Source organism: Undibacterium sp. YM2, assembly GCF_009937975.1.
In the GTDB taxonomy this organism is placed as follows: domain Bacteria; phylum Pseudomonadota; class Gammaproteobacteria; order Burkholderiales; family Burkholderiaceae_D; genus Undibacterium.
Window position 1 is genome coordinate 1,172,561 of record NZ_AP018441.1, and the last position, 17,249, is coordinate 1,189,809.

20 protein-coding genes are annotated in these 17,249 nt (G+C 49.5%); 11 read left to right on the forward strand and 9 right to left on the reverse strand.

Translation table 11 applies throughout. The annotated features are described in order from the left end of the window. Positions 1–32: 32 nt before the first annotated feature. Both ftrA and UNDYM_RS05330 read right to left on the reverse strand, forming a co-directional pair. Positions 33–1,001 (reverse strand): transcriptional regulator FtrA, encoded by a 969-nt coding sequence (ftrA, locus tag UNDYM_RS05325; protein WP_162040120.1) that lies wholly within the window; start codon positions 999–1,001, stop codon positions 33–35. Positions 1,002–1,056: 55 nt separating this feature from the next. Continuing rightward, positions 1,057–2,337, reverse strand: coding sequence for an FAD-binding oxidoreductase (locus UNDYM_RS05330; protein WP_162040121.1), 1,281 nt, complete (start codon positions 2,335–2,337; stop codon positions 1,057–1,059). 301 nt (positions 2,338–2,638) lie between these two features. Here UNDYM_RS05330 and UNDYM_RS05335 point away from each other — a divergent pair, with 301 nt between their 5' ends. Next, complete coding sequence (locus UNDYM_RS05335) at positions 2,639–2,875, forward strand: DUF2798 domain-containing protein (protein WP_162040122.1); 237 nt, start codon at positions 2,639–2,641, stop codon at positions 2,873–2,875. A gap of 189 nt (positions 2,876–3,064) precedes the next feature. Beyond that, on the forward strand, positions 3,065–3,730 hold the full coding sequence (locus UNDYM_RS05340) for a hypothetical protein (RefSeq protein WP_162040123.1): 666 nt from the start codon (positions 3,065–3,067) through the stop codon (positions 3,728–3,730). On the opposite strand, the gene UNDYM_RS05345 is transcribed toward UNDYM_RS05340, so the two are convergent. After that, a complete protein-coding gene (locus UNDYM_RS05345; RefSeq protein WP_162040124.1) occupies positions 3,727–4,050 on the reverse strand; it encodes a metalloregulator ArsR/SmtB family transcription factor in 324 nt (107 codons plus the stop codon). The two genes, UNDYM_RS05340 and UNDYM_RS05345, sit on opposite strands and share 4 nt — an antisense overlap. 131 nt (positions 4,051–4,181) lie before the next feature. On the opposite strand from UNDYM_RS05345, the gene UNDYM_RS05350 reads away from it, so the two are divergent. Together UNDYM_RS05350 and ubiG are read left to right on the forward strand one after the other, a co-directional pair. Then, positions 4,182–4,559, forward strand: a complete 378-nt coding sequence (locus UNDYM_RS05350) for a DUF393 domain-containing protein (RefSeq protein ID WP_162040125.1) — start codon at positions 4,182–4,184, stop codon at positions 4,557–4,559. Between the two features lie 38 nt (positions 4,560–4,597). Continuing rightward, a complete protein-coding gene (gene ubiG, locus UNDYM_RS05355) occupies positions 4,598–5,347 on the forward strand; it encodes a bifunctional 2-polyprenyl-6-hydroxyphenol methylase/3-demethylubiquinol 3-O-methyltransferase UbiG (RefSeq protein ID WP_162040126.1) in 750 nt (249 codons plus the stop codon). On the opposite strand, the gene UNDYM_RS05360 is transcribed toward ubiG, so the two are convergent. Beyond that, positions 5,274–5,912, reverse strand: coding sequence for a DUF4166 domain-containing protein (locus tag UNDYM_RS05360; RefSeq protein WP_162040127.1), 639 nt, complete (start codon positions 5,910–5,912; stop codon positions 5,274–5,276). The genes ubiG and UNDYM_RS05360 overlap by 74 nt on opposite strands. Before the next feature lie 272 nt (positions 5,913–6,184). Here UNDYM_RS05360 and UNDYM_RS05365 point away from each other — a divergent pair, with 272 nt between their 5' ends. The 5 genes from UNDYM_RS05365 to UNDYM_RS05385 all read left to right on the forward strand — a co-directional run bounded on the left by UNDYM_RS05365 (position 6,185) and on the right by UNDYM_RS05385 (position 11,336). Then, a complete protein-coding gene (locus UNDYM_RS05365) occupies positions 6,185–7,594 on the forward strand; it encodes an MBOAT family protein (RefSeq protein WP_162040128.1) in 1,410 nt (469 codons plus the stop codon). 15 nt (positions 7,595–7,609) lie between these two features. Further along, entirely contained in the window at positions 7,610–8,833 is a 1,224-nt protein-coding gene (locus UNDYM_RS05370) for a hypothetical protein (RefSeq protein WP_162040129.1), read from the forward strand. A 284-nt stretch (positions 8,834–9,117) separates the two neighbouring features. Beyond that, positions 9,118–9,432 carry a BON domain-containing protein gene (locus tag UNDYM_RS05375; protein ID WP_162040130.1) on the forward strand — a complete coding sequence of 105 codons (315 nt, stop codon included), beginning with the start codon at positions 9,118–9,120 and terminating at the stop codon, positions 9,430–9,432. A 363-nt stretch (positions 9,433–9,795) separates the two neighbouring features. Further along, positions 9,796–9,978, forward strand: a complete 183-nt coding sequence (locus UNDYM_RS05380; protein WP_162040131.1) for a CsbD family protein — start codon at positions 9,796–9,798, stop codon at positions 9,976–9,978. 125 nt (positions 9,979–10,103) lie between these two features. Continuing rightward, positions 10,104–11,336 carry an AI-2E family transporter gene (locus UNDYM_RS05385; protein ID WP_162040132.1) on the forward strand — a complete coding sequence of 411 codons (1,233 nt, stop codon included), beginning with the start codon at positions 10,104–10,106 and terminating at the stop codon, positions 11,334–11,336. Between the two features lie 116 nt (positions 11,337–11,452). On the opposite strand, the gene UNDYM_RS05390 is transcribed toward UNDYM_RS05385, so the two are convergent. Continuing rightward, entirely contained in the window at positions 11,453–11,917 is a 465-nt protein-coding gene (locus UNDYM_RS05390; RefSeq protein WP_162040133.1) for a glycine zipper 2TM domain-containing protein, read from the reverse strand. Positions 11,918–12,381: 464 nt separating this feature from the next. Here UNDYM_RS05390 and UNDYM_RS05395 point away from each other — a divergent pair, with 464 nt between their 5' ends. Continuing rightward, a complete protein-coding gene (locus UNDYM_RS05395) occupies positions 12,382–13,077 on the forward strand; it encodes a Crp/Fnr family transcriptional regulator (protein WP_232063400.1) in 696 nt (231 codons plus the stop codon). Between the two features lie 92 nt (positions 13,078–13,169). On the opposite strand, the gene UNDYM_RS05400 is transcribed toward UNDYM_RS05395, so the two are convergent. Further along, on the reverse strand, positions 13,170–14,534 hold the full coding sequence (locus UNDYM_RS05400; RefSeq protein ID WP_162040134.1) for a CHASE3 domain-containing protein: 1,365 nt from the start codon (positions 14,532–14,534) through the stop codon (positions 13,170–13,172). Positions 14,535–14,946: 412 nt separating this feature from the next. Here UNDYM_RS05400 and UNDYM_RS05405 point away from each other — a divergent pair, with 412 nt between their 5' ends. Further along, positions 14,947–15,327, forward strand: a complete 381-nt coding sequence (locus UNDYM_RS05405) for a response regulator (RefSeq protein ID WP_162040135.1) — start codon at positions 14,947–14,949, stop codon at positions 15,325–15,327. A gap of 63 nt (positions 15,328–15,390) precedes the next feature. Here UNDYM_RS05405 and UNDYM_RS05410 read toward each other — a convergent pair whose 3' ends face one another. From UNDYM_RS05410 to UNDYM_RS05420, 3 genes are all read right to left on the reverse strand, one after another. Continuing rightward, positions 15,391–16,023: a response regulator transcription factor gene (locus UNDYM_RS05410; RefSeq protein WP_162040136.1), complete on the reverse strand. Its 633-nt coding sequence runs from the start codon at positions 16,021–16,023 to the stop codon at positions 15,391–15,393. A gap of 429 nt (positions 16,024–16,452) precedes the next feature. Next, positions 16,453–16,842, reverse strand: coding sequence for a hypothetical protein (locus tag UNDYM_RS05415; protein WP_162040137.1), 390 nt, complete (start codon positions 16,840–16,842; stop codon positions 16,453–16,455). 69 nt (positions 16,843–16,911) lie between these two features. Continuing rightward, a complete protein-coding gene (locus UNDYM_RS05420) occupies positions 16,912–17,115 on the reverse strand; it encodes a hypothetical protein (RefSeq protein WP_162040138.1) in 204 nt (67 codons plus the stop codon). Between the last annotated feature and the right edge of the window lie 134 nt (positions 17,116–17,249).

The window sequence follows — 17,249 nt, forward strand, 5'->3', positions numbered from 1 at the left end:
CCCTTTTTTTGGGTAAGACAAACTTGCAACTGTTAAGCGGGTGTTTGTGCATCAACAGAAAATTGCTTGCGATAATTGCCGGGACTGTTCGCAACGATGCGGCGGAAGTGGCGGCGCAGAGATTCTTCCGAGCCAAAGCCTGCCAGCTCGGCTATCTGTGGCAGGCTGCTTGCTGGTGACTCCAGCAATTCCTTGGCGATGGCGACGCGTTCACGTATCAGCCATTCACCTGGTGCCATGCCCGTGCTGTCCTTGAAATGACGTTGCAAGGTGCGGGTACTCATGGCAGCTTTCTCGGCCATCGAGGCCAGATTATGCGGCAGGGCAGGGTTGGATCTGACCCAGTCCATTAATTTGGCCAGACGTGCATGTTCATCTGCGGGCATGGGGCGTGGTACAAACTGTGCCTGCCCGCCTTCGCGATGCGGCGGTACCACAAGGCGCTGCGCGACCATATTGGCGACTTTCGCACCATAATCCTTGCGTACCAGATGCAGCAACATGTCCAGCCCGGCGGCAGAACCTGCTGAAGTCATGATCTGCCCCTGATCTACATACAAGGCGTTTGCCTGCACTGTGATTTCTGGATAACGTTTCAGCAGTTTTTCTGCATAGCGCCAGTGAGTAGTGACGGTTGTGCCATCGAGTATGCCAGCAGCAGCGAGGATGAACACGCCAGAGCAGATTGTACAGATACGCGCACCACGCGCATGTGCGAGGCGAATTTTGTCCAGCAAAGCTGGCGGTGGCGTTTCATCGGCATCACGCCAGCCAGGGATGATGATAGTGTCGGCCTGATCCAGCATATCCAGGCCATGTGGCACTTCTACCGTAATACCGCCGGCGGCCCGCAACTTGCCGGGTTCCGCAGCGCAAACAGCAAAGTCATACCATTCCACACCCAGTTCCGGGCGGTTCAGGGCAAACAGTTCAACCGTGCAGCCAAATTCAAAGGTACACAATTGATCATAGGCAAGGGCGACGACAAGATGTGGTTTCATGGCATGATCTTACCGCATCTTTGAATATGCGACATGGTCTGCACTAGCAAACTGTTTATTCGCGCAGCCAGTCGCGCAATTCATAGTACCAATAGGCGCATTGTGCGGCCATCAAGCCCAGGCCGCCAAAGGCGGGCGGCAAGCCGTAGTGATCAAGTCCATGAGGTAAAGTTTGCTTGTGAGCGATAGCCTGCGCCACGACTTCGCCCGCCAGCGTGGTTGGTGCTATGCCATGGCCGCCAAAACCCATGGCATACCAGATACCGTCAGGCAGGCAGCCAATTTGTGGCATCTTGTGCTGGGCATAGCTCATCAGGCCGCTCCAGGCATATTCGACCTTTGTTCCAGCCAGTTGTGGATACACCTTGAGCATATCCCCATACAGTAAATCTGCGACTTCGGCGGGCTGCCTATCGCGTATGGAAATACGTCCTCCCCAGAGCAGGCGGCTGTCAGCCAGTGGCCGGTAATAATCAAAAGCAAAGCGGGTATCATAGACCGCAGCACTGGTTTGCATCGCGCTGGCCAGTTTGTCGCCCAGCTTTTCAGTCGCCATGACATAGGTGGCGATAGGCAGTACAGAGCGCCCCAACTGCGGATAAAGTCTTTCTATGTAGCCGCCGCAGCAGACGACCACATATTGCGCTCTCACTGAGCTGTTTGCCGTACGCACAATCTTTTCAGCACTACTGGCATCAATCGCGCTTACGCGGCTATGCTCATGGATACGCACAGCCCCGGAGCTCAAAACCCTGGCCAGGGCCTGGGCATATTTCAGCGGGTGGAAATGAAACGCATTCTGCTCATGCAGGGCACCAAAATACCGCTCAGTATGCAACACGGCACGGGTCTGTTCCCGTGACCACGGCGTCCAATCGACTTCAAATTCGCGCAGCATGAAATCTCTTTGTTGCTCGAGCTTTTTCGCATCATCAAACCAGTTGGCCAGCAAGACACCATTGTCGTTGACGTCGCACTCCATCTGATGTTGCGTGATGCGTTGCCGTATCAGGGCAACTGCATCCAATGTCAGTTGATACAGCTTGCGTGCAGGTTCAAGGCCAACCTGTTTGATCAGGCTTGCATTGTCGAGACTGAAACCGCCAAACACAAAACCACCATTGCGGCCAGAGGCGCCGTGGCCTATCACTTCCGCTTCCAGCAAGACGATATTGCTGACGCCACGCTCCAATAAGCCCATTGCCGTCGCCAGGCCAGCAAAACCACCGCCGATGATGCAGACTTCGCAATCGAGGTTTTCTTGCAGAGATGGGTAATCATTAGCCGCAGCACTTGCCTGATAAAAGGTTTGCTGTAAATTTTCTTGGAGAATCATAAGCGCTTGCAGCGACAGAAAAGCCGTCAAATTACACGCAATAGCTGTTTCAAGGCAAGCTGGTGCTTTAATCCGCCCTTGTTTACTTTTGTTTTATTGCCAATTACACTAAGTTGATAAACATCTTCTCAGCGTTGATGTAAATCTGCTTCGGTCGTTAATCCCAGCAGCCAGGTCTGATGTACCGCATCTCGCTACAAGTGCTAGTCGCTGGTATTGGTGGGTATTGGCAGATATTGAACAGGCAGGCGCGCAAGGGCGGCTTCTATGAACACTCAACAATTTTTTCCTGGTTTATCACATGCGTAAATTGCCAGCACGTTATGCCGGATTGGTCATGCCCTTCCTTTTATCAATACTGATGACCTTTATCGTCTCTTTCATCAGTACCTTGCGCAGTGTTGGATTAGTGGATCATTTCTTGCAAATCTGGATGGGTTCCTGGGCATTGTCCTGGGCATTTGCGTTTCCCACCTTGTTGCTGGTTTTGCCCCTGGTCAGGCGTATGACCAGCATGCTGGTTGAGGCACCGGGTTAAACCCGACTTGTTTTCTTGCATAACTCTGCTAGCCTGAGTTTGAAGAACGCTGCGGACAGATAGAAACATCTGCTTACAAGTAATTACTATTTATCACGTACAAATCATTGCGAATTTTATATTATTGCTTTTTGTAAATATATTCTTTGATGGTGCATGAAATTTCATTCATTGTCTTAATTCGTAACAATGAACACCGCATTTCTACAAGTAGTACAAGACCGCAAACTTGCCCATGAACTGAGACAGGTTGCGGATGATTTCGAAATTCTTGATTTCTTCAAACAATATGGCAGTTGCTGTTTTGCGATGTCTGCCATGCTGGCGCGCATATTGTCAGAAAAAGGTTATGCTGCCAGGGTCCAGGGATGCTATGCCGAAATCAAACAAAATAACGGTGTTTTTTATATAGGCTACAAAGGTTTTGTCCACGAGCAGCAAAAAGAAGGTCATGCCGTCTGTATAGTCGATGAACAATATCTCATTGATTTTGGGCTGGGGACTTTAAGAAAGTTTTATGCCGAAGATTTCAGTCATGCGCTGGCCTGTGAAATTTCAGGTGTCAGCCCTGTCCTGGGTAATCTTGATCTGGATAGTGGTGCAACAATCACCTGGCGCACAGACTGGATTTCACCCATGGTGAGTATGGAGTTGGAGCATCAGCTTGCAGCGGTAGAGCGCATATTAAGCGGCTATTACGACTTCCAGAAAAACCGTATGGCCTATCTGATCAAGAAATTATTTACCGGCAGAAATAATCCCCTGGCCCAACCTGGCTTGGTGAGCAGGGTTATTGCTGTTCCACAGACAAAGCGGCAAAAGCAAGATAGTGAATTGCCAGTCTTGATTGATTAAACTGTTTTTCCAACAGACTTTTTCGTCGCCAAAGCCTTGCTTTCTTTTTTCAGGGCTTTGGATACTGGGCATACTGCCTGCATGAAACTGGCCAGCGTATTTGCCAGATTGTCCCCCTGCAAACGATAGAAAACAAACTGCCCGCGCTTGTCGCTGGCAATCAGTCCTGCTGATTCCAGTATGCGCAAATGCTTGGACAAGGATGGCTTGGTCATGTCGAAACGCGCAGCAATTTCCCCGGCAGACAATTCTGTCTCCGATAAATAAGCCAGAATCTTCCGGCGTGGCGTCGATGCCAGGGCTTCAAATACTTTTTCCATAATACGTAAAAACTGTTGATTACCCATCATAGCATTTTAGCTGACGATGGTGAAATTAATTAGATAATTAGACATTTAGCTAAATAAGGTATATGCTTGAATCGTGAACTGAAGAAAGGCAGACAGGCATCATGGAAACTGAAAAAGACATTGCAGGCAGCACGACGGTCTATTACAACAGTGCTTGCCCTGTATGTGATGCTGGCATACGCGATCAGCGCAGGCGCATGCAGACATGCAAGATCAACTGGGTAGATGTGCATATTGACCCTGATGCAGTCAAAGAAATCAACAGCGAGCTGGAAACCGTACGTGAGCGCCTGCATGTGCGCAATGCCAGGGGCGAACTGTTGACAGGTGAGCAGGCATTGGCTGCCTTGTGGTCGCAAACCAGTGGCCGTCGCTGGCTGGCCTGGCTGACACTAAGGCTGAGTTTTTTGACGCGACCACTGTATAACTTCATCGCCAGACACTTGTACCGCTGGAACCGCAGACGCGGTCACTGGTAAGGCCCTGATTCGACCATCATCAATCAATAGAGAATGTCATGAGCACAATTCATACGATAGCAAGCAATGCCGACCCAGCCGAACTGGCACGTTTCAACAGCCTGGCAAGCCGCTGGTGGGATGAGAATTCAGAATTCAAGCCACTGCACAGAATTAATCCACACCGGCTGGAATGGATAGACCGCCTGGTTCAACTGGCAGGCAAGCAGGTGCTGGATGTGGGTTGTGGCGGCGGCATTTTGGCAGAATCCATGGCGCGCAAGGGTGCCAAAGTCACAGGCATAGACCTGGCTGACAAACCATTGCAAATCGCCCAGTGGCATGCGCAAAGCCAGGATGTGGATGTGCATTATGCCAAAAGCAGTGCCGAGGCATGGGCAGCGCAACATGCTGGACAATACGATGTCATTACCTGCATGGAAATGCTGGAACATGTGCCATCTCCCGCTGCTGTCATCCAGGCCTGTGCAGAAATGGTCAAACCTGGTGGTTGGGTATTTTTCTCAACGATCAACCGCAATCCCCTGAGTTATGCGCTGGCGATTGTGGGAATGGAATATCTCATGCGCATTCTGCCGCGAGGTACGCATCAATATGCGCGATTTATCAAACCAGCAGAATTACTTGCCATGGCAGACGCCAGCGGCCTGGCCTTGCAGGACCAGCATGGTCTCGGCTATAACCCGCTGACTCAGCGCTTTCGCCTGCATGGTTTCATGGGGGTAGGCTATCTGCTGGCGATGCAGAAGCCATCGCAGGTACAAGTTCCAGCAAGCCAGAGTAACTGAGCAGCAAGCCCAGGCCAGGCATGACAAAGCCTACATAAAAACGATAGCGTCCATCTTCTATGCATTTATAGGCTTGCGATTGTGGAAACAGCTTCACAGGCAAGGGTATGCCGTGCAGGTGCGCCGCAAGAACGCGCCAGCTCCAGCCGCCGCCTTCAAGAATATCTACCGTCAGGCGGAAATGCATCAGCCCAGTACTCTCTTGCCAATAAGCATGCGGATACTGGCCATGCGGTGCAAACACAGTGACCAGTTTTTCTACCTTGCCATCCGGCGCAATGAATTCTCTGGCCCAAATCAATTTCCCTGGCGCATGGCTGATACTGACCTTGTAGTTTGAGCGGGCTTGTGTGGTCGGTACGCCCAGCTTTTTTGCCAGCCGGCGTCCTAGAAAACCAGCCAGCCCCTTGCCCAGTCTGATATCTATCTCGCCTTGCAGCATACCGCCATGGAGATGGATTTGCTGCAGGAGAGGATGCAAATTGCTGAAAGACTCACCAAACCACTCCTGAACCGGGGTAAGAGGGGGACTCGGTATCGTGGTTTCTATAGTCATGCGTGCCATTGTAATGCTGCAAACCAAGCATGCAGAGTAAGCCAGAAAAATAAAAAAGCATCGCTGAAACTGTTTGGTATGGCACCGATTTATCTTGATTACAAAGGGGCAGTAAAATGCCTGACCCACAGGTAAAGCAGGCTTATGCTTCTTTTTTACAGCACATGGCATTAAAATCCCGCACCAGACACATATTTCGCTGATACGCAGGCCATATTTGGAAATGGCGGGCGCTTTGATCACAGAGTACAAATAAGTAAGCACAAGGGAAAGTACAAAACATGGTTTTTAGTACGGTTAGTTTTTTATTTTATTTTTTACCGATCTTTCTCGTCTTGTATTTTGCATTGCCGTTTCGCCATATCCGCAATATTGTCTTGCTGCTCGCCAGCCTGATATTTTATGCCTGGGGCGAACCAAAGAACCTGCCCTTATTACTGATTTCCATCCTGCTCAATTACTTGTGCGGGCTGGGCATGGGCCGGGCGCAAGAAAAAGGTGGTACAGGAAAATCCATCTTCATTGCAGGCATAGGTTTTAATCTACTCTTGCTGGCCTACTTCAAATATTTCAATTTTGCGCTTGATAGTTTGTATGCCGTGCTGAATGGTGTTGGTATCGCCATGCCCAAAGCAGAGGCAGTTACGCTGCCGCTGGGTATTTCTTTCTTTTCCTTCCATGCGATTTCTTATCTGGTGGATGTCTATCGCAAGAAAACGGCGCATGAAAAGAATCTGTTTGCCCTTGCCATGTATATCACCATGTTCCCGCAATTGATTGCCGGGCCCATCATACGTTTTTCCACCATCGCCAGGCAATTGCATCAGCGTCACCATACTGTGCGCAGGGCGGAGCTGGGGATCAAGATTTTTATTCTCGGTCTCGCCCAAAAGGTCTTGATCGCCAATAGTGTGGCCTTGCCTGCTGACCAGATATTTTCACTGGCACCAGAGGCTTTGGGGCTGGCCAGCGCCTGGCTGGGCATCACCTGCTATACCCTGCAAATCTATTTTGATTTCTTTGGGTATTCGAATATGGCGATAGGCCTCGGCCTGGTGACTGGCTTTACGTTTCCGCGCAATTTCAATTATCCTTATGTCGCGCAATCCATCACGGAATTCTGGCAACGCTGGCACCTGAGCTTGTCGCGCTGGTTCCGTGACTATCTTTATATACCGCTCGGTGGTAACCGTGGTTCAAGTTTTACCACTTACCGCAATCTGTTTATCGTGTTTTTCCTGTGCGGGCTCTGGCATGGCGCAAGCTGGACCTTTGTGGCCTGGGGCTTGTATCACGGTGCTTTTCTGGTACTGGAACGTACTGGCCTGCAAAAAGTGCTGGCAGGCTTGCCCAGGGCATGCAGGCATCTGTATACGATACTGGTGGTGATGGTGGGCTGGGTGTTTTTCCGATGCGACAGTTTTGCCCAGGCTCTGCATTACCTGCAGGCCATGGCAGGCGGCATGCCCGCAGACAATGCAGTCGCGCCTGTCATGAGCTTTATGAATGGCACGGTCATCACGGCCCTGTGCATGGGTATCCTGGTGTCTGTTCCCCTCATGCAGGCACTGAATAAGCCACTGGCACCCGTCAGGATGATTGTACCTGTTGTTAGCCTGACGCTGTTTGTCTTGTCGGCAGTCAGCCTGGCGACCGGGGCTTACAATCCCTTTATTTATTTCCGTTTCTGAGACTGGAAGCTAAAGATGAAATCATCCAGCCCAGGCACATCATCCACAGGCTATAAAAAAAGTTTTTATAGCAGGGTAATCTTTATCTTTGCTTTCTTTGGCTTGTTGATACTGCCAGCCCTCATTCACCTGAGTGGCAAATGGCAGGGTAGTAACACGGAAAACCGCGTCCTGGCAAGCGCACCGGTATTACCGGCGAACATGGCAGATATGTTGAAATTCCCAGCCGCAGTTGATGCCTATCTGAATGATCACTTTGGTCTCAGGAGTCAACTGGTAGCATGGAATAACAGCCTGCGTTATCACCTGCTCGGCGATATCAATGCCGTGCAGCTGACTGCAGGCAAAGATGGCTATATCTTCTTTAACTCCCATGCTGCCAATACACCTTTGGGCATGGTGCACTTCCTGTGCGGTAGAAATGTGACTGCGCAAGACCGTGCAGGCATGGTGGAAACTGCATCCGGCTTCATGCAGACAGCTTTACAGACCAAGGCCGATAGTTACCTGCTCATGGTGCCTACCAAACCCATCGTCTATGCAGAGAAAATGCCGGACTGGTTGCAAAGCCAGTGTCAGTTATATACCCCTACATTGCCAGGAGTGATTGCCAGTCTTGATCAAAAACGAGGCCTGGCAGGCCGGGTGATCTATCCCCTGTCCGAGATGCTGGCGCTCAAGGCCAAAACCGAAGTGTATCCAAAAAATACTTTTCACTGGACAGGCATGGGCCCGCAAGCTCTGGCGCAATGGCTGTCTGAAAAATATTTTAAACATCCGAGCTTGAGCACGCTATCTGCGCAGTTGCATGACCGGCCCTCAGACATCCAGCAGTTCCTGCCTGGTGTCACACTGAACGTGCCAACCAGGGAACCCGACTATGCCCGGGCAGGTATTACTGCTTGCGCGGGAGTTGACTGTTTCCCTGAGTGGAAGGGTGTGGCTGCCTCGTTAGGCGATGTCAGCCGTTACCGGCACGAAAAAAAACAGGGGCCAAGACTGTTATTGATCTCGGATTCCTTTGGTCATGGCATCGCCGGTTTTTTTGCCGAATACTATGGCGAAGTCTGGCATCTGTCCATGAATAATATCAATCTGCTGACAGAGACTGAGCGCGCCAGTTTGAAAAAAATTGTTTTTGAAGACTTTGCACCTGACCAGGTACTCTATGTATTTCATGATGCTGCCATCTCTTATTTTGAAAGAGCACCAGCTCAGCTTTTGAACGCAAAAAAATAAAACCCCTTGCCTCCTGCCTGCCTTCATTGCCAGGTGCGGCAGAAGCTTTTTGTGCACCTGCATTTCCGTGAGTCCTACAAGCTTGCGGTCCAGTGTCCTATATCTGAGGACCGTCGCCGCTGTTACGATGCATCCCATGCCTGAATGATAAAAAATCAGTGTGTTAAAGACTGACGGAGCAACACTGTCAGTCACAGACAATTGATGTAGTGAATGCAGGCATCTAAAGCAAGTCTTCCCATCTGGCATATAAACAGGTGAAATCCTCAACAAGGAGTATAAAAATGAATAGCTTAGTTAAAAAAATCACGGGTATTTTTCTGGCAAGCATGATGGTACTGATGGTTGGTTGTGCTTCAACTGCCAAACAGGAAAGCGCAGGCGAGTATATTGATGACACTGTCATCACTACTAAAGTCAAGGCTGCCATCGTCAATGAGCCAACATTGAAAGCAAGTGAAATCAATGTTGAAACTTATAAAGGCATAGTCCAGTTAAGCGGTTTTGTTGCCGACCCGGCTTCATCCAGCAAGGCCGTCAGTGTGACGAGCGAAGTCAAAGGCGTTAAGTCGGTCAAAAACGATATACGCATTAAATAATCAGTTGATGGCCCGCGGGCTCTGTGCAGACCAGCACAGAGCCCGCGCCATTCTGTAAGAGTACAAGAACCTGCAAATCACAGGTGATTCAAATAAACCTGCATCTTGCGGTTCTGCGCTTGCCGGCAATTACGTGACAGCCAGACGTGATTGCCATCTGCTCCACAAACAGCTAGCTTAATTGTTTAACTGATTGTGGAGTTTTTTTATTTGTGTTCGCTAACACACTGAAGTGTTCTTTCTCTCCGCATAAACTGAATTTACTTTGATCCGGCAGCAACAAGGCAATGTTACTTATCGGTGATGATGCAAAGCCGGATACAAGTAATTTTTGTAGTCCCCTTTTTATACAGGAGCTTCATGATGAATTCAGATCAAGTCAAAGGCGCAGCAAAAAAAGTGGCAGGTAAAGTCCAACAAGAGGCAGGCAAGCTGGTCGGTAGCAAGGAGCAGCAAGTCAAAGGAGCCGCCAAGCAGGTAGAAGGCAGCATGCAAAAAGCGATTGGTAATATCAAGGAATCATTGAAAGAAAATCACAAGCATTAAGCGCCTGACGCTACCAAGGTTTGAGCACCAGGCTGTATGGTGCTCAGACCCGGAAAATTCACTGCGAGCAGCACGCAAATCGCTAATTCAATAAGCAGAATAATTCAAATGAATGGACAAAGGCGATGGATGTACCTCTACCCAATTTACCCGCTGATAATGGAGGCACTGGCAACACTGACAGCAATGATGTCAGTCTGGTTGCTGAAATTGCTGCGCCTGAAATCAGAGCATCTGCCGCCACTGACACCTCATCGCAACTGATCCCCGGCATTCATGTTAACGCCCGTGGCCTTGCCCTGACCATACTGGCAACGGTTGCTTTCGTCTTCGCCCTGCGTGTCGCGCAACGCTTTTTCATTCCATTGACATTCGGGATACTGATTGCCTATACCTTGTCCCCGTTGGTCGATGCATTACAACGCCTGCGTTTACCGCGCGTGATTTCTACGACTCTGGTCATGGTCAGCTTGCTTACTATCATCGCTACACAGGTCAATTCACTGCATACAGAATTTGACGCAATACTTGACCAGTTGCCTGTAGCAACTCGCCAGTTTTCCAATGAAATGAGCAAGCTGAAGCTGGGTCAGGCTGGCTTCATGCAAAAGATGCAGACAGCAGCGACAGAAATAGAAAAGGCAACCAGCCAGGCAACTACAGGCAGCCAGCCCAATGTGAAGAAGGCAGTTGCCAGTGAAACTCCGGTACTGAAGTTGCGTGAGCTCTTGTTGGCTGGGTCCTTGGGCTTCATGGACTTGCTGGGGCAGACGGTCATGATGTTGTTTCTTGTTTTCTTCCTCTTGCTGTCAGGCGATAAATTCAAAAGAAAACTGGTCAAGATTACCGGTCCGTCACTGACACACAAACGTATCACCGTACAGATACTCAGCAAGATCAATACTTCGGTACAGCAATACATGTTCATGCTGTTGATTACCAATGGCTTGCTGGCCTTGTTGACCTGGATAGCATTTCACCTCATGGGCCTGGACAATGCCGGTGCATGGGCGGTCACGGGCGGCCTGCTGCATGTTATTCCTTATTTCGGGTCCATGTTAATGGCGCTGGCAGTCTGCCTGGTCGCCTATGTGCAGTTTGGTACTATTTCCATGGCACTGCTGGTGGCTGGTGTTTCCATAGCGATTGCGGTACTGGTAGGCACAGTGGTCACCACCTGGATGACAGGTCGCATCACCCAAATGAATACAGCCGCAGTCTTTATCTCATTGCTATTCTGGGGTTGGTTATGGGGTGCCTGGGGTTTGCTGCTGGGCGTGCCTATTATTGTGGTTGTGAAAGTCGTTGCCGAGCATATAGATGGCATGCAAGCCGTCGCAGAGTTATTGAATGAATGAGATATTCGTTTTCGGGATCTGCAGTTTGCATCAGTCTTTCAGACATAAAAAAGCCATTCCTCGCTGGAATGGCTTTTTGCATTATCAAACCAGTCATTGCTACCGGTTGTGTAAACTTAGTTGCGATAGACGTGATTGTCTTTTACGTATACCTGGGCACCGACGCGCAGATCGGCAATATTATCCTGGATAATGCTTTGATAGACGCCATTATCCAGTCGCACACTGATCTGGTATGCCTCGCGTAACTGCTGGTTGCGATTATTTTTTTCTATATTGTTACCGACGATGGCACCACCTACTACCCCGGCAGCCGTGGCCGCAGCATTACCCAGCCCGCCACCCACCTGATTACCCAGGATACCACCAACGATACCGCCGACTACAGCACCAGCACCAGGTCCTTTTTTCTCGTTGCTGACCTGTACTACCTGAATTGATTCAATCACGCCATAGCGGCCATAAGTTGCCTGAGAGGCTGGCGCCCCGGTCATTGCAGATGGCGGGCTGCTGCCGCAGCCTGTGAGCATGGCCGAAGCAACAAGTGTTGCGGCGATGGCAGTTTGCTTGTATATGTTCATGATCATTCTCCACTGTTGTGATGCAGATCATCTTAAATTTCACATCTCTATTGGTCAGTGCGATAGCGCACCTTCACTTGCATGCCGAAACCATGTGGCATGGCAACTCCCTTGTAGGACAAGTCCGACACAGTGCAGCGTGTTCAGCGTACAAGCGACTGCCAGACTCTCTGATGCCAGTTTTGCGGATAACAAACTAAAGTGTAATCAGCTTGAAAGTCATCGGGAAAATCTTGAAAAACAACCGGTGTCAATGTCATGAAAATGAATTTTGTACCATAGCTATCTCAGGTACAGGACGAAATTGGATGTCTTTGAAAAGAGGAACAAAAATGAATATCACGCAAACACAAGTTTCTATGACCGCACATCCATCGCTGATTCCCGGCGGTACTTTGCATCGCAGGTATTCAGTTGATTATGCACCAGCAGCCGCAACTGATGTCGGCCTGCTTGATGAAACCATGCAGAACGACATCCTCGCTGCTTTGCCTGAAGATGAACTGGCGTTCCTCCTGCCGCACCTGGAACTGGTGCATCTGCCATTTGATAAAGAACTGTATGAGTATGGAGCCAAGCTGTCCCACGTGTATTTTCCTACCACTGCCGTCGTGGCCTTGCTGTACGTACTGGCTGATGGTGATGTTACAGAAATCGGCGTGACTGGCCACGAAGGTTTGCTGGGCATTTCTGCCGTCATGGGCGAACGTGCCCTGGGTACGGCCATGGTGCAATGTGCTGGTGACGCCTATAAACTTAAAGCCTCAGTATTGAAAGAGGCTTATGCTAGGGGCGGAAAGTTGCAGCAGATACTGATGCGTTATACCCAGGCCCTGTTTGCCCAGATGGCGCAAAATTCTGTCTGTGGCCGCCATTATTCGATAGACCAGCAATTATCACGCTGGTTGCTCGACAGGCTGGACCGCCTGCATTGCAATGAAATCAAAGTCACGCAGGAGATGATCGCCAATATGCTCGGTGTACGTCGCGAAAGCGTGACAGAGGCCGCCGGTAAATTGCAGCACGAAGGCCTGATCCAGTACAAGCGAGGCAATATCACCATGCTCGACCGTGAAGGCCTGGAAATGCATGCCGGTGAATGTTATCGCGTCTCCAAACAAGAGTTTGACCAGATACTCTCCACCGCCATGGCACGCTAATGTAATGGATGCACAGGTTTATCAGCCTGATTGATCTGGCCAGGCTGTTCAGGAAAAATCAAGATCCCGTTGCGCAGGCAACGGGATTTTTTTTATGCCTTGAATGGAATAAATGCCTCGACCACGGTGCCAATATTTTTCTCACCAGGTTTGACAGAGAAACTGCCGCCCAACAGCAGGGCACGTTCGCGCATGCCCAGGATGCCATGCGATTTTGGCTTGGTGAAGGCTTCTTTCTGTATGCCTATGCCATTGTCCAGAACCTGCAGCCACAAACCTTTGTCGGTACGTTTCAGGCTGATCTTGACCTCGGTAGCCTGCGCATACTTGATGACGTTGTTCAGCGATTCCTGGGTAATGCGGAACAAGGCTATTGACCAGGCAGGGTCTATGGTGTCGAAGTCTTCTGTAATATCGGTTACATAAGACAAACCGGCCATTGCCGTCGCCTCTTCGCAATAGTGCTGTATGGATGCAGACAGTCCAAGGTTGTCGAGCATGCTGGGGCGCAAATCTTCTATGATGCGTCGCTTCAAATCCACCGTGTCGAGCAGGGCGCGCTTGGTTCTTTGCAATTGCCTGGCCAGTTCTGGTTCCTTGTCCTTGAGCTTTTCTGTAACGACCGAGATATCCATGCTGATCGCCGTCAGGTTTGACCCCATCTCATCATGCAATTCCCTGGCGAGTTTGGCTTTTTCCTTTTCCGATACGTTCAGCAAATGATGTGACAGTACAGATAATTGTTCTGTGCGTTTTAATACTGTGCTCTCGAGATTGTCGTTGGCTATCTTCAAGGCATTTTCTATGCCGCGCTGCTTGTAAAAACTGCGGTAGATCAGGCGGTAAAACAGGATCAGCACCAGCAGGGCTATGCTATTGGTCGCCGTACCAAAAAACAGGGCATCCTTGTAGTCCTTGTAAAACTTTTGACGCCTGCTTGCCAGCACCTCGTTTTCCTCTTTCTCCATGATGATATCGAGCAGGCGGATTTCATCCATGACATCCCTGCCATCACCTACCTTGGATATCTCGACGATGCCCGTCAGGCCAAATTCTCTATAGGTGGACATGGCAGATTCAAAGATCTTGGTTTTGCTGTTATACAGCCTGCGCAGTTCTGCCAGGTTCTTGATCTGTGCCGGATTATCTTGCAACAGTCTTTCGAGTTCCTTGAAATCACTTTCCAGTTTGGTCCTGGCGATTTCCCATGGGCGCAAATAAACCTCGTTGCCGGACATGAAATAACCACGCAAACTGCTTTCAGAATCCATGATGAGTAAATTGATATTCTTGAGCTTGTCTTTGACACTCCAGTTATGTTCTACCCAGTCATTATTGAACTTGAGTTTTTCCATGTTCTGGTAAGCTGAATAGGCATTGCCGATCAGGACGAAGAGACAGGTCACGAACAGGAAAGTGATGTACAGCGGTATCGAAGTCGATGCGTTTTTTTTCATGAAGATTCCCTCAAATAGCAGCTGCAAGTGTCACGTGATTGTGGAAGAAAATCAGAATCTGTCATACAGACTCTCATTGCAGGCAGTATTGTGAGCCCTGGTTTTTCATCACTTGCGGTCCATGAAAAACAATACCTGAATTGATAAATTATGTGTCATAAATTTTAAGGAAATCTTGTTAGCCCCAGAAATTTGACAAGGTAGGTTTATTCCTACAAGCAATTCCGCTAAAGCTTATTGCTAATCAAGCTTAGTCTCCTTAAAATGAATTCCATTGGGCCTTTTGATGTGCAGTGGTCTTATCGATGCGAATTTCTATTACGGTTTATTGATGCGGGTTATTAATGCAGGTTGTCAATGTGGGTTTGCGGGTAAACAAGACGAGTTTCAGTTCGTAAGAGTTTGGAACAAAATGGACGACAAAAAAAAATTAAAAGTGTTTTTAATCGAAGACGCGCAAAGAATTCGCTCAGTGCTGATTGAAGTATTGCAGCAGGCAGAAAATATAGAAGTCATCGGTTTCGCAGAAAGTGAACAAGAGGCTTTGTATCAATTGCGCTCTATCGAGTGGGATGTCGCCATCGTCGATATAGGTTTGCGTGAAGGCAGTGGCCTGGCTGTACTGTCTGGCTTGAAAAGTGATGGGCGTCAGTATGGATCGAGGCTGGTATTTACCAGTAATCCCAGCAATGCTTTGAAAACCCGCACCATGTCGCTGGGTGCCGAGGCCTTTTTTGACAAGTCCCGTGAAATGGACAGCCTGGTTGGTCACATCCAGGCCCTGGCTCATTAAGCTGCGTTTGCTGCACCCTGGCAGTTTTCCCTTCTCCCCCTTTGTTCCCGCTGTTCTGTTCGCTTATTCCAGCAAGTTATTCTTCATTGCGTAATATGTCAGGTCACAATTTGACTGCAGATTCATTTTTTCCATGACGCGCGTGCGATAAGTGCTGATGGTTTTTACGCTCAGCGACAATGTCAGTGCAATGTCAGACACAGACTCGCCCTTGGCCAGCCTTAAGAATACCTGGAACTCACGGTCCGACAAATCGGTGTGCAAGGCAGTTTCTGCATCATGGTCAAAACCCTGGGCCAGAATTTCACCCACATCTGCGCTGACATAACGGCGCCCGGTAGAAACCGTCCTGACAGCCTTGATGAGCTCGTCGGCATCACATTCCTTGTTCAGATAACCGTTGGCTCCCATTTTCAGGAGATTCACCGCATATTGCTGTGCCGGGTAGCCGCTTAAAATCAGGATAGGCAAGTCTGGCTGCCCTTGCTTGATGGTACGCAAGGTATCGATGCCACTCTGGTCTGGCATGCTGATATCGAGCAGCATGACATCGCAAGCTTCTTTTCTGGCGATTTCCAGCGCTTCACGGCCAGTCGTTGCCTCGGCCACGACTTCAAAGTCGCTGACCTCAGAAAAGATCTGCTTGAAACCGGCCCGTACAATTTGATGGTCGTCACAGACTGCAATACGTATCATTTTCTTCCTTCAAATTTGGGAATGCGGGAATGTAGCCCATTAGTTTCAATCAGGCATCAAAACTACGATCAAAATAAAACAGCGAGTCAGATTTTAATGCTCACCGCATGTCGTTTTGCCAGGGCATGTCCGCCTTGTGTCTCTTGCCTCTGTGTATAGCATAGCACTTCGACAGAATATTGGTAAATCATCGTCAAAGTTCATTGCCGGGTGCCGTTTTGCTTGCGGTGGTAAGGGTATAGGCCATGCAGGCTAGTGCCAGCAACTGGATGAATGCCCGTCAAGGAATTTATGTCCCGTCTGCAATAAAGCAGCAAGACTGGTCTTGCTGCTTCTGAAAGGGGGATAAGGCCTGTTTGTATTCAGCTACTGCTGCGGCAGTAGCTGGGGGCGCTGGCAAGTATTGCTGGCTTGATGGCCCCAGGCTTTTCAGCGTGTCTGGCGACGGAACAAGACACCGAGCGCCACCACCGTTGCCACTGCAACACCGAGCATCGTCATCGGTTGTTTCCTGACCTGGACGCGGCAAGTGTCCAGCAATTTTACCTGGCTCGTGTACAGTTTTTCGCTATGCTCGCCGAGTTTTGTCACTGCCTGGCTGGCACCCGAAGCCAGCTTGCTGGCTGCCTGTTCTTTGATGACGTTCAGTTTTTCAGCGACCGGTTTGACTGCTTCGGCAGTTTTCTCCTGCACCTGTTCTGCCTGCGTGGGTGGATTGTCGCTGGTAGGGAAAGGAATAGCAGGGTGGTTGATGTTGTCGGCCACGGCATCATTAGCCGGGATAACAGTATTATTTGCAGTGATGGGATTGCTAGGCATGATTACTCCTTTTTCTGGATCAGATCCAATTCACATCATGAGAGGGAACAAGGAAGCGTTCCCTCGTGATTATTGAGCACCATTGCCATTGTCCGTTGCCGGGCGGCTGGCTTTTGGGGGCAAGTTGCCACCTTCACCTTCCCAGGTGCTGATTTCGGTTTTGTGCAGCTTCTTGGCAGCGTGTTTTTCGTGGTATCTCTTTTTACCGAATGCGGTCATCAACGCCCAACTGGCAAGACCGGCAACGATGAAGATGTGTTTTGTGGCTATCATATATTTCTCCTGGTTATGCTCATTTGCTTCATTTGCTTCGTTTTGTTTACGATAATCCGGGTTCAGGACCGTGAAATCGAAGTAAGGCTGTTCTGCTGACGCTTGACGCATTGTCTGATCACCTTTTGTGCATC